Source organism: Bacillus sp. RC240, from assembly GCF_044907945.1.
GTDB lineage: Bacteria > Bacillota > Bacilli > Bacillales > Bacillaceae_G > Bacillus_A > Bacillus_A mycoides.
This window is the reverse complement of the sequence record NZ_JBIYCT010000001.1, coordinates 563210-584024: the sequence shown is the minus strand read 5'-3', so window position 1 is coordinate 584024 and position 20815 is coordinate 563210. Positions and strand designations below refer to the sequence as shown.

Sequence of the window (20815 nt, the reverse complement as noted above, 5' to 3'; positions counted from 1 at the left end):
TTAAAAAGGTTCGATAGGTACATATATATCAACTATATGTTTATTTTCCGGGTGCTGCTTTGGGTCATTTTTATACATTTCAAAAGGATATGAATCTCTCGGCTTATATCCGCTATTTGGAAGCCACTCACCGTATAAGAAATCCCATGCTCCTTTATATTCATCTTGGAATATTTCAAAATGACCTACCGCATACTTTCCAGAAGGTATTACCATTATTCCAATGTCGCTCGTTTCTACTGCGGACTCATTCGGAATTGTTATACATAGACTTGTTCTTAAATGATAGTCTTCTGTGAACTCATGATGATCATGGTAAATTGTTAATACCTCCGTATCCTCGAATGCATGATAGTTTTGCTCCGATGCGTAATGAAATAGTTTTTCTATCATTTTCGGAAAATCTATAGCTAAATCTTTATATGTACCTACATGTCTTATGTATGCGACGTTTACTTTGTCCGCTGTTACAATTTCGACCTCTCCTCGAACCTTCTTACACTCATTGTATTGAGAATCTTCGCTAACGTCTTTGCAATTCTTGCTATTGTGATTTCTATATTGAGACGGACTTACTCCGTAATAACTTTTAAATGTCCGGGAGAAAACTGCTGAATCTGTGAACCCGAAGTAATACGCAATGTCTGTAATCGTCATATCTGTACGATAAGTAAGAAGGTGTGTTGCCCTCTCTAACTTCAAACGATTCACATACCGAGATAACGGCTCATCCATCATCCCTTTAAAAATTCTATGAAAATGAAATTTTGAGAAGCCTGCCACATTAGCTAAATCTTCAATTGAAAGTGAATCATTTATATGTGATTCTATATAGTCTTGCACTTTATAAATACGTCGTAAATACTCGTTTCTACTTTGAGAACTCTCCATATTTATCCCTCCTCACAACAAAAAGGCTAACTTTACGTCAGCCTACTTTACACATTTTTTAAAAATAAAACTCTACTCCCGCCGTTCCCATCATAATTTGTATGTACGGATACACCTTCTATTTCATCATCCCCAGCTTCAATTTGAAATCCGATTTCTTGATGAAATTCAATTGACTTTTTATTAACTGGTGACGTTATCGCTTTTACAACTTTACGGTTATTTGCACGGGCGACATCGAAGAAATAAGAATATAACGTCGATGCGATTCCTTTTCGTCTAAACTTCGGATTTACACCGATAAAATGAACGTACGCTTCATCTTTATGCGTCTGTGAAAAAAATCCACATAAGAAACCTAACGTTTTTCCATCTTCTTCAATGATAAAACTCGTTTCTTGAAAATGGACGAAAAACAACTTCGGCAACATACTAGCCATATCTCTTCCGCCCCACCAATCATTTAATACAGAATGAATATTTACATAATCTTCCCCTTGTATGTTTCTTACTCGCATATGTTTCTCCCTCTCACTCACTTCATTTTTTCATAAATTTTAATGACTGTTTCTACTAATAGAATGAATACCCATATCCCGCAAAATACAAGAACAGACTGGAATAGAGAACCTAGCATAACAACACTTATTAAACCTAATTCTGATCCTGAAATTGACATTTCACCAAATCCCATATTATGTATAAATGGACCAGTTGAAAAAATCATTAAAATAGATCCTATTAAATAAATAACACTCATTATTTTTAATATTTTTATAGAAAGATACGAAGTTTGTTCTTGCTCAACTTGTGATAATTCGATTTCCCCACTCGCAATTCCTTTTTGCAAACAGTCTTCACATAGAAATTCTTCTTTAATTTTTTTACCACCATGCAATGCACCTGTAATTTCTTTACAGCGCGAACACTTTCGATTTATCATGTTGTTATCACTCCACTCCTATAAGATTATACTTATATAATTCTATATTTTCCTTAATAACCCTTTTATGTATTTTATAGAGAAAGGTCGTGTTTTATGATTTCAAAACTTACATTTGGTTATAAAGAACCTACTGTTCAGTATGTATTACGGCCAAGTTGCTATGCGGTTATTTTTAACAATACTTGCTCAAAAATAGCTATCATCGAAAAAGGAGAACATTACTTTTTACCTGGTGGCGGTATGGAAGGTACGGAAACGAAAGAAGCATGTTTGCATCGTGAATTACTAGAGGAATTAGGTTGGGCGATTGAAATTGATCGTTCTATCGGTAATGCAGCACGATATTTTTATGCGGAAAAGGAAGATACATATTATTTCAATGATGGTTTCTTTTATATCGCAAATATGATACATCAGCAAATTAATAACTGTGAAGATGATCATGTTTTAAAGTGGATGTCTCCTTTACTTGCTGTAGAGCTTCTCATTCATGATCATCAAAAATGGGCCGTTGAACAAGCGCTTTTATTACGAAATAAAAAAGGATCTCCTTCTATATGAAAGAGATCCTTTTTACTGTTAGCTTACTTTTTTCAAATTGAGAGCTGGCTTTTTGATTCCGCCTTTTTTTACAACATATAAGCCGATAAAGATAATAAGTCCGCCAACGAGTTGCATCATATTGATTTGCTCTCCAATTGTTACAGCTGCAAAGATAACTGCGAACAATGGTACGAGATACATATAAACCATTACTTTCGTTGAGCCTATTTGACTAATACCGACATACCACATTGCTAGTCCGAAGATGGTCGCAAAGATGATTGAATATGCTAGTGATCCCCAGCTTGGCATATCTACTGGCCACGTTAATGTATTTACGTTGAATAAACAGTATATAACGAGAGGTACAATTCCAATTAAAGTAGACCATGATGTGACTCTCATTGCGGAGTATTTTGTAATAAGAGGTTGCGCTAAAATTGGATACCATCCCCACGCAATTGCTGCGACTAATCCAATTACATTTCCGAGCCACGCATATTCATAAGTTGCTCCTCCTGAATGCCCTGTTAATAAAACGAATGCTGCACCAATAAACGCTACTATTGAACCAATTTGTACTTTCATCGAAAAACGTTCTTGTTTGTGCAATACTGCTAATATCCCTGTAAATATAGGTGACATCGCAATTAATAATGAGGCGTTCGTTGCTGAAGTATATTTCACAGATAGCATAAACATCGTTTGGTACATTGTCGTTCCAACGATACCAACTGCTAATAATCGTAACCAATCTTTTCTTTCAATACGTAATGAGCGTTCCATAATAAATGTAATAAGTAATAATACCGGAGATGCTACTAAAAATCGTAAACTATTAAATTGAATGGATGACATAAATGCCACGCCATACTTTCCAATTGTATAATTTGCTCCCCATACTAATGCAACTGATACTAGGAGCCACTCCATTTGCCATCGTTTCATCCGAATCTCCCCTTCCCTATTTAGCATAGTAAAATTGGCTGGATATAACACCGTCCAATTGGCTGTTTTTTTACCCAGCCAATTTGTTATACTTAATGTATATAAGATTTGCGGAGGCGTTTGTATGGAATGGAAGCTAGATAACGACAGTAAAATCCCAATTTATCAGCAAGTTGTTGACTTTATTGAAAAACGTATTACATACGGAGAACTTCCCCCAGGTAGCTTCCTCCCTTCAGAACGGAAATTAGCTACGCAGTTAAATGTAAACCGAAGTACGGTAACAACTGCTTATAATGAACTACGTGCTATGGGAATTGTAGAAAGTACGACTGGTAAAGGTACACGTGTGAGTACACATATGTGGGGCGTTTCTCCAACATTAACGCCGAACTGGAGAGGTTTCGTAGAAGGTGGTACTTTCTTACCAAACTTACCGTTACTTCGCCATATTCGATCAGAAGTACAACAAAATGAGAACATTATAGATTTCGCAAACGGAGAGCTCGGTTGTAACCTCTATCCTCACGATCAACTACAAACGATTTTACGAGAACAACCGTTAACACAGTCATTAAGTTACGATCATCCGCAAGGCTATCTCCCGCTAAGACAAGCGGTAGTAAAATATATGAAGGAATATTTAAAAGTTGAAGCGACCGAACAATCGATTATGATTACATCCGGCGCCCAACAAGCACTTCACCTTATCGTACAATGTTTATTAAACCCAGGTGATGCGGTCGCTTTCGAAAGTCCATCACACTGTTATTCATTACCGCTATTCCAATCAGCAGGTATTCGTATTTTCCCGTTACCTGTCGATGAACACGGTATTAATCCAGACGATGTGCAAGAGTTATATAGAAAGCATCGTATTAAAATGATCTTTTTAAATCCAAATTTCCAAAACCCTACGGGAACGATGCTGCATCCAAACCGTAGAAAGAAACTGCTATCACTTTGCGCAGACTTACGAATCGCGATCGTTGAAGATGACCCGTCCAGTTTACTTACGTTAGAAAATAAACAACCTTGCCCTACTTTAAAATCGATTGATGAAAACGGAACAGTCATTTATGTTCATTCCTTATCAAAAATGATTGCGCCAGGGTTACGAGTTGGCTGGCTTGTCGCTCCGCAGTCTGTCGTAGAGCGATTATCAGATGCGCGTCACCAAATGGAATTAGGAATGAGTATATTCCCGCAGTGGCTTATACAACAATTTTTCGAAACTGTACCATTTCAGTCGCATATCGTACCGTTACGAAAACAACTTGCAGAAAAAAGAGGCATTATCGTTCGTGCCCTAAACGAGCAACTTCACGATAAAATCTCTTTCTCAAGCCCGACCGGTGGTATATACATATGGGGAAAATTAAACGAACCTATAAACGAAAAACAACTTATTATGCAAAGTTTAAAACAAGAAATTGCTTTTATGCCAGGTAGTATTTTCGGCGCGAAAGATGGTTATATTCGTTTATCTTATGGAAAAGTGAATATTGATCAAATTGAGGAAGGTATTTCTCGTTTGCGTGAGGCTATTTTGGTTTGTGGAAAATAACTTTAAATAAAGCTTTCTCGTTTGACAAAAGAAAAATCTACCATTATCATCAACTCGAACCTAGTTTTAGGAGTGATAAAATGAAAATTTACGTTGATGCAGATGCTTGTCCTGTAAAAGATGTGATTATTTATGAAGCTACGAATGCTGAAATTCCTGTTACCCTCGTTACTAGCTTTTCTCATTATTCTAATGCTAAGCAGCCAACAGGAGTAGAAACAATTTATGTTGATTCCGGAGCGGATGCTGCGGATTACCGGATTATGCAGTTAGCAAAAAAAGAAGATTTAATCGTAACGCAAGATTACGGTCTTGCTTCGCTAGCTTTAGCAAAAGGCTGTATCGTTCTACACCATAAAGGCTATAAGTATACGAATGAAAACATTGAACAACTATTACAAACACGGTATTTAAGTGCAATGGTTCGAAAAAGCGGCAAGCGTACAAAAGGGCCAAAACCATTTACAGCAGAAGATAAAGAGAAATTTAGAGAACTCTTTAAAAGTGTGATTACACTTTAGAAATGAACCTTCTATTTGTAGGGAAAGCTTAACAAAGAAAAGAAGAGAATATCCAAATGAACATTCTCTTCTTGAGGCTTACCCGTTTAAAAAGACGGTAAATTATCTAAGTTATTTTCCTTTATACCATCCGGTTCACTACGTATAATATCCCTACCATACTTATGAAATACGTCCACATGAGCTAACTTCCCTGATTTTGCTTCATCAAGAGCAGTAATATAATCTAACTCTCTTCCGCTACTCGTTTTAAAAGCAATTAAATCACCTTCATCATTTTTACGAACGGCAACTATTTGTTCTGCTCCTGAATCGACTTCCTGGTCCTGGACTACTTCCAATTGAGCTTGCTCTTCTCCTTGATGTAAGTATTCATTATAAACTTTTTGAAAGTCTTTTTTATCCATAAAACTCACCTCCAAAATATTTTATTAGTATGTTTGGAAGGTATTAGTTTTATGTACTTCTTCCATCAAGTTCACAAAAATACACTCCCACAAAGAGATAACCCCATTCATAATTTTTCAATCTATTACAAATTTATTTTAGAACTTTATAGAGTACCTCTCAATATAAGATACTCAAAACTGATAATATTATATCGAAAACATTTAAGAAATAGAGCTGTTCAGATGAATATCAAATGGAATAGTGAAAACATTATATTTGAGACATTGAGAGAAGCTGAAGTATGGACGGACTCAATCGGGAATGAAATATATGGACGTGTTTATGATGGTTATGTAACACCTGATTATAAGATTGCCTATGTTCTATTGGCTGAGGTCCCTCATTTTAAAGTTCATACAGAAATAGACGTAAATAATGAACCTTAGCTATATAAAGTATGGGTTATTTCATCTGCTAAAACACCATAGCAATTAGTCTACAGTGCTGTTTATTTTAACCTGTATTATAAATACCGATTCCTTAACGTACAGGGAATCGGTTAATTTGCGTCCAAATTGTGTCTAAACGTACAATTTCCCCGAAATGGTATGGTGACCCATGCGCATCAACTTAAGAAAAGTAAACACCCCAAAAAAGAAAAAAATGTAATTTTTTGTTACAGACTAACAAAAAATTACGTTCTAAGGGCGCTATGAACCTTTAAGCTGATGGAGATGTGATGCTACCCAGGAAGTTTCTAAAAAAAATTATTACTCTGAGTTCTTGTTACTTGATTGTACCCATTCCACCAATTTTAACATGTACATTAACTTTAACATCAGCCTTCGATAATGCTTTTCCCCATTTCTTTTGGACTCTTTTCCAATCTTTATATGTATAAGCTCGTGCATACAACCCCAATCCTATAGGATCAATTTCTGCTTTTTGTATTTTCTTTATTAAACGTTCTAAATCACTTTTTAACTGTTTTTCAATGCTTCTTTCTAATCTTTCTCCATCATTCCTAACATTAAAAGGAAACAGTCGTTCTGAAATTGAAATTCTCATATGTACATTTATATTAAACATAAAATGATTTTTGTATTGTACGTTTGTTTTTACTTTGGTACTTTGAGTATTAAAGCTTAACCAATGTTTTTCTTTGCTTTCAGATTGTAGCGGTACGGCAATAGTAAATGGAAATTCTCCCTGTATGTGATTCTGTAAGATACTTAATAATAAATTTTCTTTTGGTGTAATAGTTAGCTTATATCTATTCTGTTCATCAAGTAATGCTGAACCTATCAACTTTATATTGTTATTCTTTTTAAGTGCGCTAACACTCGCCGTCATTCCTTTTTCTTTTGTTTGGTTATGAAAATCTTGAAGAGTAGTTTTTACAGTAATATTTCTTCTATGTGCAGTCTCAATTAATTTTGCCAAATATATAGGAAGACGTGGTTTATTTTTGGGAGCATAATAAATTATGTCTGAAACAGGTCCATCCACAGCAACAATTCTTGTAGTAACCGTATTTTTGGGATCTCGATAAAAAGGATCTAAATAATCCGCCCACTTCTTTTGTTTTAAAAGTCGCTTACCAATCAAAATAAGTTGTGTCTTGCTTCCCGATGTCAAAGCCATAGCCATGGTGTCGAATTTTTCACGAGAGTTTCGCACTGTAACAGATTTCACACCATATTGTTCCTCTTTAATCTTGGCTTCTTTATTGAAAACAGGACTGGATAAGTATACTTTCAAATTATCATTTTCGTCCAAATCTAAACCCAGTATAAGCGTGAGTGTAACATCTTCTACATTCATTTGGTCTAAACACCCAGTGAGCAATATTAGCGGAATTAAAACACTGCATAATATTTTCTGCTTCAATGTGCTTCCCTCCGAAAGTATTTTTTGTGGATTAAGTTATATATCCATAAAAATACAGGGAATAAGAAAGCTAATACAAGTCCAGCTTTCGATGTAAGCTTTTGAAATAGTTCAGATTCATTCCATGAGGGATGGATCCAAAACGTTACTATAATTACTGCCAATAATAAAATAGCTACATGAAGAGTATGATCTTGTTTTCCAATTAGTTGACTAGAACAAAATACAGCACCGTATACACAAGGAATCCATGCAGTAGAGACGACAATTAGATAAATAGCCAATAAAATCATATCAAACCGTTCTAAAAAACGAAATTCAATAACTTTAAGCAAGTTTAGTACAGGTTGATTAAACTCTAAAATTGCATCTGGACTGAAGTACGAAAAGCAGATAAGGATAGTAAATAGATAAAATATAAATGTTAAGGTATTTGCTATAATAATTCCTTGCGTTGCATATTGCTTTTTTTGCAAAAAAGGATAAAGAAAAAATGCAATTTCAAATCCTATAAAGGAAAAGATAGTAGACGGAACAGCCGAAAAGACAGGTTTCCAACCCTCCTTTAATACTGGAAGAAAGTGTAACCAATTGCTATCTTTTAATGGTATGAATAAAAAAAATGGAATCCACATTGTCATATAAAAGCATAATTCGCAGTATCGACCTATTATCCGAACACCATTGCGTGCAACCAAAAAGGTTGGAATAGAGAATAGAAACAAAATAATATAGTCGGGTGTTTTTGGAAGGAGCCAGCCCTTAATATAAAGCATGCCATTAATTAGAACTGTCCATGCGTAAAAAGCAAAATATATCATATAAAGAATAATTACCATGGTACCAATGATTTTCCCAAACAATCGAATAAGAATTTCATATAAGGTATCATTTGGATAGTGTTTGGCTGTTTGAATTAGCAAAATACTGGCAGTCATAGCGCAAAACCAACCAATAAATAGTGCTATCCAGCTATCTGTTCCAGCTTTTTCTGCAAGTACCCTTGGAAGGGACAGAATTCCAGTTCCTACTTGTGAGGCATTAATAATAAAGATGTATTGCATGACAGTGATGTCATTATATGCATATTTTTTCATATTTTCACCCTTTATCAGGATTGGTTTCTTTGTGATTCTTCGTAATATTTTTAGATTTTCTCTTCATTGACCACAAAGGAAAGCGAACGAACGTGTCCTTCATACCTGATATTCGAAAAGGTGACAAAGGACTACCATAAGGAGTACCTAAAGACTCTAAACTTATAAGATGTGCAATTATAGTCATCCAGCCGATAATAATTCCTACAATTCCAAATAAAGCAGCTAATAACATCATAGGAAAACGCAGTAATCTTATTGCCAAACCCATTTCAAAATTAGGAACAATAGAAGAAGCTATAGTTGTAATAGCAACAATAATAATCATGATATTACTCACAATCCCTGCTTGAACAGCAGCTTGTCCAATCACAATACCTCCAACAATCCCTACGGTCTGGCTAATGGGAGTGGGTAAACGAAGGGCAGCCTCTCTCATCATTTCTAAGGTAATCTCCATAAGTAAAGCTTCTATCACCGGAAGAAACGGAACGCGTTCTCTCGATTCTGCAATTGATAAATAGAGCTGTACAGGAATAACTTCATAATTAAATGAAATAAACGCTACATATGTTGCAGGTAACAATAAGGCTATAAAAAAACTTATAAAACGTAGTAATCGAACAGAGGAAGATACTAACCAACGTGTGTTGTAGTCATCTACCCATTGAAAGAAGGAAATGAAATTTATGGGGGCAATCAAAACATTGGGACTTCGATCCACAACAATGGCGAATCTCCCCTGAAGGATGTGTGATACAGTTGAATCTGGTCTTTCGGTCAAGATAAACTGCGGAAAGGGTGAATATGGATTATCTTCAATAAATTCAATTATTTCGCCAGTATTAATAATCGAGTCCACCTTAATATTTTGAAATCTAGTTTCCAATTCCTTAAGTACATCTTGAGAAGCTACATCTCTTAAATATAAAATAGATACTTTGGTCTTCCCTCTACTTCCAATTAAAACCTCTTTTAATACTAACTCTCTATTAGGAATATATCTTCGTATTAAAGCTATATTCTGACTAGATGTTTCTACAAACCCTTGATGCGTCCCTTTTAGAGATATTTCATTTCTAGGTTCTGTTATATCTCTTTGTGGCCATCCTTTTGTATTTAGTTGATACCCTGTGTTTTGACCGTGAATTAATAAAATACTATCCCCTTGAAAAATAGCATTTTCGACTTGATTCCAAGTATTGATTGTTTGAATTTCTCCTATTGTGACAGGTAGACCATTACTAACATCAAATGGGTTATGCATCAAAGGGGGCAGTATATTATTATGAATAGATTGTTTATCTGTTAATCCAGATAAGTATATCAAAGCGGCTTCTGATTTATTTACTAGTTGAAATTGACGAATTACCAAATCAGGAGCTTGTTGAAAAAGCTTTTGAAGATCATTTGTGTTTTGGAATAAGTCACAGCTGATATTATGATTTCCCATAGTTTCTTTCTGAACATTTGAATTTCTGTTCTCCGAATCATTTATAGAATAACGTCCTTGTTTTAAAAATTTAAATATAGAAAACACAACATTGACTCCCCTCGAAAAGACTTTTCAGTATTTTTATTGTGTATAGTTTAAAAGGATTTATACCACTATTTACTTCAGCAGCAATTTTGTTCTTCAAGCAAAATTCCAACTTTGTAAACAATCTATTTTCACCATATCTTTACACTGTATTATAAAATATTTTAAGATTTTATGAATTTGCTTCTACATATCAGGATTGGATCGGAGTAGCCAAAATGCTAGTGTAAAATTTCAACTAGAGTATGCTTTACCAAGTGGTCAGTTTCTACATGTTCATGTAGGATCAGGAAAGTATAATGAGAAAATTTATGGTTCCATTTGTTTAACGAGAATGCTTTGTGAATAAATCAATTGTTTTTTCAGATACATAGTCCTAATCTTTATCAAACGTCTCTTATTATTGTATATTCTTTAATAAGAATTCTGTAATCTCTTCATTTAGTTCATGATGGAAATATTCTCGATTAAAACCAGGTGGATCTTGCGACGGAAGAAAAGACGCATTCGTCATTTCTTTTGGAAACGGGCTAAGAAACGAAAAATGTCCTGCGTTCTCAACTATTTTATGTTGAATTTTAGTACTGTCAGTTATCCCGTTCAATATAATTTCCGCATGAAAATAAGGTGTAAATCGATCTTTCTCCCCAACAAGTATCAAAATAGGGATGTTTATGCCTTCCAAAGCCCCTTTTGTTTTAAACCAAACTGAAGCTGGCGCTAAAAGAACTAAAGATTTTATTCTGTAATCAGGTGTAACATTGATAAGATGAGATTTCTCATCAAAAGACTCATAAGGGAAAGAGGTTGATATTCCTCCTGATGCTGCTAATGCTGTGTATCCTCCCATAGAATGTCCGATGACTGAAACAGAATCAGGTTTTAAAACCTTTGTAAAATCTTCACTATTAAAGAACCAATCAATCGCCATAGAAATATGTTTTGGCCTAATAGTTAGATTATCGACTGTACCTTCCACTGTATTGTCGTTTCGATTATTGAATGGATGCTCAAGCATTTCCACAACAAATCCGTTACGAGCCAAGTGACGAGCAATCGTTCGATAAACTAATGGTGAACCACCAGTGCCATGAGATATTAAGACCAATGATACTTTAAATACATTTTTACTTTATTTGGATATGTACAATTACATAAAATTATGTATAATTTCGTCTAAAAAAGTCTTTCCATGTCGATTCATGTAGATTAAACTTTAAATATAATAGTTTAATGTTTTTGCTTCACCCTCTTCATAGGAGAAATGAAGGGTTGTTGTCATTTTCGTAATAGTAAGCGCTTATAAAATGTCCAATCATTTCGATATGTAATATTTCATAAAACATTGTTGGTTTATTTTTTAAAATATTCAGGGAAATAGAAGGAATTCAACAGAATAATTTATCAGACAGGGAGAAAATGATCGTATGTATCCAAAATTTATTGATAAAATAGCGTTTTCGAAGGCGCATAAAGAGTTATTAATTAAACTATATAATAAAGAAATTTCAAGAAGCGAGTATAATCAATTGGTAGATGCTTTTTATCGTCCACAACAAAAGTAAATATGAAGTACGTGTTTATTGTTTTATGTCTTTTGTAGAAACAAAGTTCGTTTTTATCATTTTTGGGACAAGCTCTTCTGCTAGGTTGATGGGCATGTGGAGGTACCCCTACTTCAAAATGTTATCTCCAACTTTTTGACACATTGTTTTTCATAGAAATCACGCCACTTCAAAAGGTGTACCCTTTGATACGAAAATAATTCACATTAAATTATTGTAATTTTATATAAATTATTTAAAATATAACATCTATATATCAATGTTATTCAATTGACTTTATAGGATCCACAATGGTGATATTCAGTCTTTGTACAATTGGATTATTAAGTAATATAGTGAAAATAATGAATGGCACAGCGAAAATATTTAACTATGTATTATTTGTATTTATCTTATCAGCAATAATTTATTATTTATAAACTTCTTATCAAGTAGGAAGAAAAGAAAAAACACTAGCTTAATAACAGTGTTTTTTCTTTTCTATTTATAGGTCAATGTATTTTATTTGAATAAAAAAGAGGATATTATGATAAAGAAAAATAGAATAGGCACAATTATACCGATTTTAATACCGGTTTTATTGATTTTATCTATTGTTAATGTTGCATACAAAATTATTTTAACTGAATTTGTTGGAGCCTCTATACTTTTACCTGTATTTCTTTGTCCAATTGGATTTATCTTAGCTATTTTTTCCTATGTAGTAGATAAAAATATCGGAGCGAAAATCGGGATACTATTAAATGTGTTAGTATTTTTGATTCCTTTTATTTGGATATTCGGAAGAATTATGTAGTTGAAATTTAATCCGGACATCTCTTCTATATCACTAAATCTATGAACATATAAAAAAGGAAGGGAATTTTTATAATTCTCTTCCTTTTTTATTTACGAGAAATTTCATGTTCATTTGCTATTTAGTACTTCGAAAAATGCTGTAGAATTTATCTCTATCATTATAACAGTATAAAAGTTGGTTATAAGATGCAATATTACATATCAAAATCTTTATTTGTTCTGTTATAATTTTAAGAGTAAATTATTCATCCATTAATTTACACCATCCATATCTACAGTTATGGAAACCCTAATTACATATAAAAAGAGAGAAGAACATTGGTGAGTTCTTCTCTTTTTTATATACTTAATATTACTATTCATTTTGACGCCCACAATTCACACATGCTCCCCGACTCCGTTGCTGATAAACCAATGTGCTGTCGCTCCCCATAATAATCCTCCTACCGTACATAGAAGTTGATTTATAACAGGCCAATCAATGAGTTGAAAATGTAGCATGAATGAATAAGCGAAATTCTGTAATACCCGGACATCAGGAATTACAAACACTAGGGTGATACACATTATCCATGCAAAATGAGCAGGATTGCACGTGGAATTATTTCTCCCCATATTCGAATTGTAGCCAATGCAATGATTGATCCAAGCCACACCCGATGCAAACGATTGCCACTCCTCCCACATCTGATTGTACGTTTGCTAAAAATGATCCCATCATAAACCCTCTGGAATCATTTTCACCAAAAGGGAATCCTGGTCGATCCAGCCTTTGAATATCAAACCCGCAACCATTATCATGAATAGAAAGATATTGTAGGCATCCTATTTAAAAATGAGGTGCACACCATATTAGTGAAGCAGGCATATATATTTCGTATCTATCCAAATAAAAAACAAGTACTATTAATTCCTAAATCTATTGGTTACTGTTATTTGGTATTTAATCGTCTTCTTTCTCTATAAAATTATACATGTGTTACACAAACCCACTTTTAAGTCCATATTTACTTCTTAAAATAAACAGCACCAAAGTTTTCATTAAACCTCTTACACCAAACAGAAACCGAACCATATGCACTTACATCTATCCCTTCAGGAATTTCGTAGTTTTGGTCTCCTTCATTTCCCTTTAATTTTCCTAATTCAATATACTGATAGTTTTTCACGTCTTCATTATTTTTCAAACGATTCGTAGGAACTAATACAACTCGCACATCCGGCCCATTAGATGTTTTAAAATCAGAAAGTCGTAAAACACGTTTTCCATCCGCTAATTGATGAATTGTTGCCGTTCCAATTGTTTCATGAACACCATTTTGAAACCTTCCTTCACTTATTACTCGATCACTTTGTTGCTTTGTTTCATTTGATTGTACTTCTGTTTGTGGCAATGCTTCATTCACTTGCTTATCAATAAATAATTTCTCTGGTCGGAACAATGACCATAAAACCCCCATTACAATTATCAAACCGCCTATAAACCATACATATTTTCTTTTCATAAAGTAAAAAGCCTCCTGTAACATACTGTGTAGTAGTATGTTAGCAAGAAGGTCTTTCATTTTTATAACATAAATATTACAAAAGTCTTTCAGCGGTCTTATTTTTTCTGATGCGATGGGAAGCGTAAACCAAAATTCACTACCCTGCTTGCCGTCTGCGCGCCCCCTCTCACCATTTTATCTCTTGTGCATTTCAATCAATGATTTTGCAATAGCTAATCCAAATTCAGGACTTTGCTTGCAAGAGTCTTAGAATTTTTTTGCATCAGAACCATTAAAAGTATAGTGAGGCCTATTCAGGAAACTTAAAAAGAGCAGTTAGTAAATTTAGTTTTTAACTGTGGCTTTAACTCAATAATCTTCTGAAGAATTAACAGTAGCAGAAATCTTTTGTTTTTCATTGCCAGAGACATGTCTCTCTAATTAAATCTCAGGTGTCGCATATTCTCCTGAGAAACCAATCTTAGTAATGACAACATCCATATTTTTTTCTGTTTTAAAGTGATTAATAGTTGCTTGATTAGCTGTTTCTTTAGTCTTTAGCTAGGCTTCTTTACTATATTCATCTATTATACCGTAATCCATAATTGCATATACATAAGCACCTCGTGTTAGTAACGTAGCACTTCCTAAGACAATGTCCATTCATAATTCCATTCTATTGTTTATTTATTTTGTTCATATAAACACTTTGAATTTTAAAGTACCTTATACGCTTTTTCTATTTCATTAGACGAAAATAGCATTATATTTTTATAAATTTCTTTAGAGAATTTTTGTAAGGAAATATATTAATTTTGAATGGTACAAATAGGGAGAGTAACTTCAACCGTTGTTCCTTTATTTATTTCACTCTCAATAAATACCTTTCCGTGATGTGTTTCGATAATTTTATAGCAGATCATTAATCCTAAACCAATGCCCTCTTCCTTAATACTGTAGAAAGGTTCTCCTAGATATGGTATACGTTCTTTTGAAATTCCACACCCTTGATCCATAAAACGAATGATTATTTGATCATTATCAAGTTTATCAATTTGAATCAGAATTTCGCCTCCCGTTGGCATGGATTCAATTGCATTTTTTAAAATATTAACAAATACTTGTTTTAATTGATTTCCTTCGCATGGAATCAATGGAATATCAGGTGTAAAATCGATTCTAATTTGTATATTATTCATCATTGCTTGAGGTTGCAGTAGCGTCAAAACTTGATCCATTAGCACACCAATATCATTAGGTTGTATCTTTACCACCTGTGGTTTAGCTACCGCCATAAATTCATTTGTAATACTTTCTATACGCTCAATCTCTGATGATACTATATTTATATAACCCTGATCATTCTCATTTCCCGTTGATTTTAGTAATTGCATAAACCCTTTCATTGCGGTTAATGGATTATTAATTTCATGAGCCATTGCAGTCGCTAATTGTCCTACGACAGCAAGTTTTTCAGATTTTCGTAGTAATTCTTCTGTTTTTAACCGTTCAGTAATATCACGAGAAATGCTTAGGAAAACTATTTTACCATTTAAGTTAAAAACACGGACACTAAACTCAGTTGTTATTATTTTTCTTGTTGGAAAAACATATTCATCTTGCAAAGTGAAGGAAGTTTGTCCCTCTCTAATTTTTTCTAGTAACCTTACGATCAATCGAGAATCTTGTGGTACAACACTTGGAAATGGCAACGAGAGCAGTTCTTCTCTACTATACCCAAATCTTTTACACCCAACAGGGTTTACCTCAATAAATCGACTTGGAACATGATCTTCATTCAGCTCTACTACATATACTGCGTCAGTTGCTTGTTCGATTAGTGCACGGTACTTCATTTCACTATCTCTTAATTGTTGGTGTAATCGATGCCTTTCTCTTTCTGCTTGTTTTCTTTCAGAAATATCTCTACATATTGCTGATAAAGCTATCACATTTCCTCTTACATCTAGTATAGGAGAAACTGTCAGACTGACATCAAGAAGACTTCCATCGTTACGTTGTCTAATCGTTTCTAATCTAGTAACTATGGATTCCTCTGTTAGAATTTTCTGGATATTTTCAAGTGATTCATCCATTAAGAAATCTGGTACACAAGGTAATCTCTTACCTATGATTTCTTGTGATGACCACCCAAATATCTTTTCATAAGCTTTATTGGCTTGTAAAATATGCCCTTCTCGATCAGATATGGTAATAGCATCTACATTATGCTTTATAAACGATTCCAGTAATTCTTTGGTAGCTCTTAATTCTGATTCTACCTTTTTCCTTTTGGTTATATCGACTGTAGAACCAACAACTTCAATAACTTGTCCATTTCGTTTAATCGGCCTAAGCGCAATAAGAATAATAGTTTTATCATTTGGCCAGGGTAATTCGAATATAATTTCTTTTCCTTCCCATGCCTGAAGATAATGCTTCATCAATTGTGGAACTAAATGTGGAGGAACAATAGAAGCATCAATAGTGCGTAAGCTTTTTCCTACCACCTGTTCAGAATAAAATCCTTTTTGATAATAAAACTGCCCATCACATAAAGTGTGTATAAAGTGCTTACCCACTTTTTTAAATTTAAAAATCCCGCCTTGAAGTTCATGTACGGTATCTGTGAGTTCTTGCTTCGATTTAATTAATTCTCGATTTATTTTAGATAAATCTTGTGTTAAATAATACAATCTCTGGTAAGCTTCCATAAGAAAGAGCCCGATTAGAAGTCCTAAAGCTATATATAATAAGCCTCCAGTGTAAAGCAATGTAGTATTAAAACATAAACCAACTAACCACTTTATTCCCACAAAAACAGAAAAATATAAAGATGCACTTTTAAAAGGATGAAGGTTTTTAAAATATGTTTTAAAAGTAGCAAATAGGATACTCATACTTAAATATGCAATCACAGGTGGCTCCCAATACCCACCAATGTAAAGGATACGCATTATAATAATGCTAATTAATGTAATCCAACCAGCAATGCGACCAAAGTAAATAAAAGATAAAATAAGAGGAACAACTCTAAGATCGTAGGAAAATCCCATGTACGGAAAAGAAAAGAACATCAAAGTAACTGCGATAATCCCTCCATAGAATTTTTCAAAATATCGCCTGGAATGAATCGTAAACACTTGAATAAATATTGCTGCGCTAACTAATAGAGAAAAAATAGAAAGATTGATGAAATAATCTTTAATAATCATGTAATGTCCCTCCTTGGATTAAGTATATTCGACAAAAAAGCAGAAAATCCTACAAATAGTATAAACAGTTCTGGTGCAAAAAAATTAAAATAGATGTAAATAATCTTTAAATCTTGGACATTCTGAGATCCAAAAATTCTCTAAAGCAAATATTGAATTTACAAAAACTATGCTTTTTTAGACTCATATAATCGTATCTGCAAAAAGCAACCAAAAATATTTACTTTCATAATGGAAGTGCTCTTTTCTAGTCTAATAAAAGTAATATATCGTTTTATTGCAACAAAACTTGAAGAAAGAAATCTTCTCGAAAAGACAGAAGTACTGCATAAATTCCAAAGCACTCGGCAGAAATCAACATTCTATTTTAACAGCAATCTTATTTAGTCTGAAATTTCAATTTAAATACAAAAACGATCCTTTTTGTAGGAACCTACAGAAAAGATCGTTTTTTTAATTCTTATTCTTTGCTGAAATGCTCATTTATGATGGGATCGAGTGATGGACCAAATATTCCCCCTTCTTTAAAACCTACGCGATTTCTTCAAAGTTTCCAATATACCATCTGTAAAGGCAGTATCCCCCTCTGCTTCAGTAAAAAGGTTTGGGTTCCGTAACGACATGATAGGCGTTATTAATAAAACTTAAACTAGAAATTCAAAATGAAATTTATATATTTTTTTGAGTGTTTTTAAAAGAAAGCATCGTCCCCTCACTATTTGATTGTAAAGTGTATTTTATATTGAACATCTTTGATATACCTTCAATATTTTTTAATCCTATTCCCGTTCCTTTGACATTTATATCAAAGCCAATTCCATTATCTCTAAAGGAAACAATATCTTCATCTATAATGATTTTGAGTTTTTTAGCTTGTGAATGTTTAAGCACATTTTGAAAAATATTATCGAATAGCCTTTGAATCCATAACTCATTACTATCCCATATCAACTCTTTATCTTGTGGATTATATACTAATTCAATTTTATGAATGCTATACAAATAGCTCCATTTTTTCATCATATTTTCTATTAAATTATGTATATTCACTTCATCGTTCACAATATAAGTATTCTCTAAGGTCTCTGTAGATTGAATATTAAATTCGTTAGTTAAATTACTTATATATTGTATCTGCTCATACAGTGATTCAAGTACTGGTGCTTGTTCCTCGTACTCACCTTCTAAATAATATAATTGTAATCTAACCGCAGTTAAGGGTGTATTAATATCATGCCGTAATTTATTTAATAATTCTTTTTTTATTTGTTCCTGTTGTTGTAGTTCTAATTCTCGATAAGTCGTTCTTTCTATAAGCAAGTTTACTGATTTAATCAGTTCCCCCATCTCATCATCGATTTTGACATCTATTATATTAGGGATTTTTTTATCACTTGCTAAATCTCGAATCGTTTGATTTAATACATTAATTTTATTTAATAATGAGTTAATCGATTTTGAAAATAAAAAAGCTAATACTAATAGTGATAATAAAAATATGATTAACATAGTAGGATATGCAAAGGATTCGTGAAAAGGAATGTTTTTGTTTTTAGTTTTAAAGACAACATTATAAATAACTGATACAAAGATACTAATCGACAACAATAACAGTGGTACGCTAACAATAGCGGAGAATAGTAGTAACTGATATTTCTTCTTTAATTTCATTTCTTCATAAAGGTATTTAATCTATACCCTTCTCCATATATGTTCTGAATAATGTTACCTGTTTTATCATCGATTTTGGTCCTAATTTTCTTTATATGTACGTTCATGATATTTTGATTTCTATCTTCGAGTTGCCATAAGTAATCAAAGAAGTGTTCTTTTGTTAGAATTCTATCCCTATTTTCATACAAATAGAAAAATATTTTACGCTCAATCGCTGTAAACACAACTTCATCACGCAAACCATTAATGAAAACCCTTTTATATTCTGCATCTATAAATAAATGTTTAATTTGCGTGAAAGTACCATATTGATTATCTAACATTTTCTGAATTCTTAACAATAATTCTCGAGGATCAAAAGGTTTTATCATGTATTCTTCTCCAATGATAAGACCTTTTAGTTTACTATCCATATCATTCCGAGCTGATAGAAATATGATTGGAATATTTAATCCTAGATTTTTTATTTTCTTTGTAATTTGATAACCATCTTCACCTGGTAACATAACATCCATTATGACTAAATCTATTTCATGAATTACATCAAGAACATTCTTTCCTTCTTTTTCCCAATACACTTTATACTTCTCACGCTGCAAAATTTTTTGTAATAAATCTCCTATCATCAAATCATCTTCAACAATTAATATGTTATATTCTTTCATTATGTAGACCTTCCATCACTAAAATAACAATAGCTTAGTTCTTCACTACTTTATTATTAATAAAATCCGTAGCAAGTTTGTATATTTCATCAGGAGCGTGTAAATAAATACTATGTGTACTTTCAATTTTTTTCACATCAGCTATCAATAACTTGCTAGCAAACTCCTCATAATCTCTGTTTTTTTGCTTTGTATATTTCGAGTTTTTATTTTCCCTAGCAATCGCATCTATAAATAAAATTGGTGTTTCTTTTGGGAATGATAAGGAATTAGATTTGTTACTGTTATTGTAACTTTGTAAAAGTTCTTGCTTCATATCATCATTAAAAGCTTGTTTATATGAGAGCGCTTTATAAATATTTTTTTCCTGTTCGGTTAAAAAGGATTGCTGAATTACTTCGGGATTATAAGTAATAGAAGGAACTAATCGCTGAAAACCAATTTTCGTTAAAATATTCATTCCTTTTATTCTTAATGAATCAACCTCGTCTATTTTATGAGTTACGTACTGATTAGGTAAACCAATATCTAACGCAATAATCCCTTTTACTTCACTTGGGTATTTTTGTGCCCAATAAATAGCCTCTATACCCGATAGAGAGTGTGGCACTAAAATATAGGGAGGTTTATTTCCACTTCTAATAAGCGCTTTTCTCGTTTGTTCTAATATCTTATCAATATCTCTATCATCATGAAAAACATCACTGTATCCATAACCAGCTCTCTCAATTACAGAAATCTTGTTTTCTTTCGAAAATTTACTATATAGGCCTTTCAATTCATAAACAGGAGCGGCAATTCCAGATCCGGCCATAAATACAAACGTATCCTTCCCGCTCCCCTCATTATAAACATTCACATTTTTATTATTGAAATTAACAAGTTCACCTTCATTATTAATTAATTTCGATTCCATTCTTAATTGATAGTTATGATATATAAATACAGCGCCTATTCCAAGAAAAATAATGCTAATACACACAAAAAATATAATCTTTCCTATCTTCAATAATTTTTTCATTTGACACCCCTTTCAACTTATACTGAAAGGGTACAATGTAAAAATAAATTTCTAATA

21 protein-coding genes and 3 pseudogenes are annotated in these 20815 nt (G+C 32.9%); 9 read left to right on the top strand and 15 right to left on the bottom strand.

Features of this window, described 5'->3' with window-relative positions:
- The 3 genes from ABH955_RS02965 to ABH955_RS02955 are packed head-to-tail and all read right to left on the bottom strand — an operon-like array spanning position 1 to position 1834.
- Positions 1 to 891 (bottom strand): AraC family transcriptional regulator, encoded by an 891-nt coding sequence (locus tag ABH955_RS02965; RefSeq protein ID WP_404453287.1) that lies wholly within the window; start codon positions 889 to 891, stop codon positions 1 to 3.
- A gap of 47 nt (positions 892 to 938) precedes the next feature.
- Positions 939 to 1409, bottom strand: a complete 471-nt coding sequence (locus ABH955_RS02960; RefSeq protein ID WP_002066078.1) for a GNAT family N-acetyltransferase — start codon at positions 1407 to 1409, stop codon at positions 939 to 941.
- A 17-nt stretch (positions 1410 to 1426) separates the two neighbouring features.
- Positions 1427 to 1834 carry a DUF3980 domain-containing protein gene (locus tag ABH955_RS02955; RefSeq protein ID WP_404453284.1) on the bottom strand — a complete coding sequence of 136 codons (408 nt, stop codon included), beginning with the start codon at positions 1832 to 1834 and terminating at the stop codon, positions 1427 to 1429.
- A gap of 96 nt (positions 1835 to 1930) precedes the next feature.
- On the opposite strand from ABH955_RS02955, the gene ABH955_RS02950 reads away from it, so the two are divergent.
- On the top strand, positions 1931 to 2398 hold the full coding sequence (locus tag ABH955_RS02950; protein WP_002066073.1) for an NUDIX hydrolase: 468 nt from the start codon (positions 1931 to 1933) through the stop codon (positions 2396 to 2398).
- Between the two features lie 18 nt (positions 2399 to 2416).
- Here ABH955_RS02950 and ABH955_RS02945 read toward each other — a convergent pair whose 3' ends face one another.
- Complete coding sequence (locus ABH955_RS02945; RefSeq protein ID WP_404453280.1) at positions 2417 to 3328, bottom strand: DMT family transporter; 912 nt, start codon at positions 3326 to 3328, stop codon at positions 2417 to 2419.
- A 124-nt stretch (positions 3329 to 3452) separates the two neighbouring features.
- Here ABH955_RS02945 and pdxR point away from each other — a divergent pair, with 124 nt between their 5' ends.
- A complete protein-coding gene (pdxR, locus tag ABH955_RS02940; protein WP_404490839.1) occupies positions 3453 to 4895 on the top strand; it encodes a MocR-like pyridoxine biosynthesis transcription factor PdxR in 1443 nt (480 codons plus the stop codon).
- Between the two features lie 80 nt (positions 4896 to 4975).
- Positions 4976 to 5416: a YaiI/YqxD family protein gene (locus tag ABH955_RS02935; protein WP_002084774.1), complete on the top strand. Its 441-nt coding sequence runs from the start codon at positions 4976 to 4978 to the stop codon at positions 5414 to 5416.
- 86 nt (positions 5417 to 5502) lie between these two features.
- On the opposite strand, the gene ABH955_RS02930 is transcribed toward ABH955_RS02935, so the two are convergent.
- Positions 5503 to 5823, bottom strand: a complete 321-nt coding sequence (locus ABH955_RS02930) for a DUF3892 domain-containing protein (protein WP_201031315.1) — start codon at positions 5821 to 5823, stop codon at positions 5503 to 5505.
- A gap of 231 nt (positions 5824 to 6054) precedes the next feature.
- Here ABH955_RS02930 and ABH955_RS02925 point away from each other — a divergent pair, with 231 nt between their 5' ends.
- Positions 6055 to 6252 (top strand): hypothetical protein, encoded by a 198-nt coding sequence (locus ABH955_RS02925; protein WP_033712249.1) that lies wholly within the window; start codon positions 6055 to 6057, stop codon positions 6250 to 6252.
- A 340-nt stretch (positions 6253 to 6592) separates the two neighbouring features.
- On the opposite strand, the gene ABH955_RS02920 is transcribed toward ABH955_RS02925, so the two are convergent.
- Genes ABH955_RS02920 through ABH955_RS02910 form a run of 3 tightly spaced genes read right to left on the bottom strand, consistent with a single transcriptional unit; the run spans position 6593 to position 10333 of the window.
- Positions 6593 to 7696, bottom strand: coding sequence for a Ger(x)C family spore germination protein (locus ABH955_RS02920; RefSeq protein WP_002168107.1), 1104 nt, complete (start codon positions 7694 to 7696; stop codon positions 6593 to 6595).
- A complete protein-coding gene (locus tag ABH955_RS02915) occupies positions 7693 to 8793 on the bottom strand; it encodes a GerAB/ArcD/ProY family transporter (RefSeq protein ID WP_061688485.1) in 1101 nt (366 codons plus the stop codon). Before ABH955_RS02915 ends, ABH955_RS02920 begins: the two co-directional genes overlap by 4 nt.
- 4 nt (positions 8794 to 8797) lie before the next feature.
- On the bottom strand, positions 8798 to 10333 hold the full coding sequence (locus ABH955_RS02910) for a spore germination protein (RefSeq protein ID WP_002120381.1): 1536 nt from the start codon (positions 10331 to 10333) through the stop codon (positions 8798 to 8800).
- A gap of 69 nt (positions 10334 to 10402) precedes the next feature.
- On the opposite strand from ABH955_RS02910, the pseudogene ABH955_RS02905 reads away from it, so the two are divergent.
- Positions 10403 to 10670: pseudogene (locus ABH955_RS02905) on the top strand (IS4 family transposase); the annotation flags it as partial.
- A 63-nt stretch (positions 10671 to 10733) separates the two neighbouring features.
- On the opposite strand, the gene ABH955_RS02900 reads toward ABH955_RS02905, so the two are convergent.
- Positions 10734 to 11441 (bottom strand): alpha/beta hydrolase family protein, encoded by a 708-nt coding sequence (locus tag ABH955_RS02900; protein ID WP_061688486.1) that lies wholly within the window; start codon positions 11439 to 11441, stop codon positions 10734 to 10736.
- 319 nt (positions 11442 to 11760) lie between these two features.
- Between ABH955_RS02900 and ABH955_RS02895 the strand changes: the two genes are divergently transcribed.
- The 3 genes from ABH955_RS02895 to ABH955_RS02885 all read left to right on the top strand — a co-directional run bounded on the left by ABH955_RS02895 (position 11761) and on the right by ABH955_RS02885 (position 13662).
- The gene (locus tag ABH955_RS02895; protein WP_000283272.1) at positions 11761 to 11898 is read left to right on the top strand and encodes a hypothetical protein; all 138 of its coding nucleotides are present in this window, start codon (positions 11761 to 11763) and stop codon (positions 11896 to 11898) included.
- 526 nt (positions 11899 to 12424) lie between these two features.
- Positions 12425 to 12694: a hypothetical protein gene (locus ABH955_RS02890; RefSeq protein WP_061688487.1), complete on the top strand. Its 270-nt coding sequence runs from the start codon at positions 12425 to 12427 to the stop codon at positions 12692 to 12694.
- Between the two features lie 842 nt (positions 12695 to 13536).
- The gene (locus ABH955_RS02885; RefSeq protein WP_172796638.1) at positions 13537 to 13662 is read left to right on the top strand and encodes a helix-turn-helix domain-containing protein; all 126 of its coding nucleotides are present in this window, start codon (positions 13537 to 13539) and stop codon (positions 13660 to 13662) included.
- A 41-nt stretch (positions 13663 to 13703) separates the two neighbouring features.
- On the opposite strand, the gene ABH955_RS02880 is transcribed toward ABH955_RS02885, so the two are convergent.
- From ABH955_RS02880 to ABH955_RS02870, 3 genes and pseudogenes are all read right to left on the bottom strand, one after another.
- Positions 13704 to 14201 carry a DM13 domain-containing protein gene (locus tag ABH955_RS02880; RefSeq protein ID WP_002120388.1) on the bottom strand — a complete coding sequence of 166 codons (498 nt, stop codon included), beginning with the start codon at positions 14199 to 14201 and terminating at the stop codon, positions 13704 to 13706.
- 76 nt (positions 14202 to 14277) lie between these two features.
- Positions 14278 to 14423 (bottom strand): annotated as a pseudogene (locus ABH955_RS02875) (sensor histidine kinase); the annotation flags it as partial.
- 569 nt (positions 14424 to 14992) lie between these two features.
- The gene (locus ABH955_RS02870) at positions 14993 to 17398 is read right to left on the bottom strand and encodes a PAS domain S-box protein (RefSeq protein ID WP_061688488.1); all 2406 of its coding nucleotides are present in this window, start codon (positions 17396 to 17398) and stop codon (positions 14993 to 14995) included.
- Between the two features lie 118 nt (positions 17399 to 17516).
- On the opposite strand from ABH955_RS02870, the pseudogene ABH955_RS02865 reads away from it, so the two are divergent.
- Positions 17517 to 17779: pseudogene (locus ABH955_RS02865) on the top strand (hypothetical protein); the annotation flags it as partial.
- Between the two features lie 288 nt (positions 17780 to 18067).
- Here ABH955_RS02865 and ABH955_RS02860 read toward each other — a convergent pair.
- Genes ABH955_RS02860 through ABH955_RS02850 form a run of 3 tightly spaced genes read right to left on the bottom strand, consistent with a single transcriptional unit; the run spans position 18068 to position 20758 of the window.
- Positions 18068 to 19069: a sensor histidine kinase gene (locus ABH955_RS02860; RefSeq protein ID WP_404490838.1), complete on the bottom strand. Its 1002-nt coding sequence runs from the start codon at positions 19067 to 19069 to the stop codon at positions 18068 to 18070.
- Positions 19066 to 19737 carry a response regulator transcription factor gene (locus tag ABH955_RS02855; protein ID WP_003190126.1) on the bottom strand — a complete coding sequence of 224 codons (672 nt, stop codon included), beginning with the start codon at positions 19735 to 19737 and terminating at the stop codon, positions 19066 to 19068. The genes ABH955_RS02860 and ABH955_RS02855 overlap by 4 nt, the downstream gene beginning before the upstream one ends.
- A gap of 34 nt (positions 19738 to 19771) precedes the next feature.
- Positions 19772 to 20758: an alpha/beta fold hydrolase gene (locus ABH955_RS02850; protein ID WP_003190124.1), complete on the bottom strand. Its 987-nt coding sequence runs from the start codon at positions 20756 to 20758 to the stop codon at positions 19772 to 19774.
- Between the last annotated feature and the right edge of the window lie 57 nt (positions 20759 to 20815).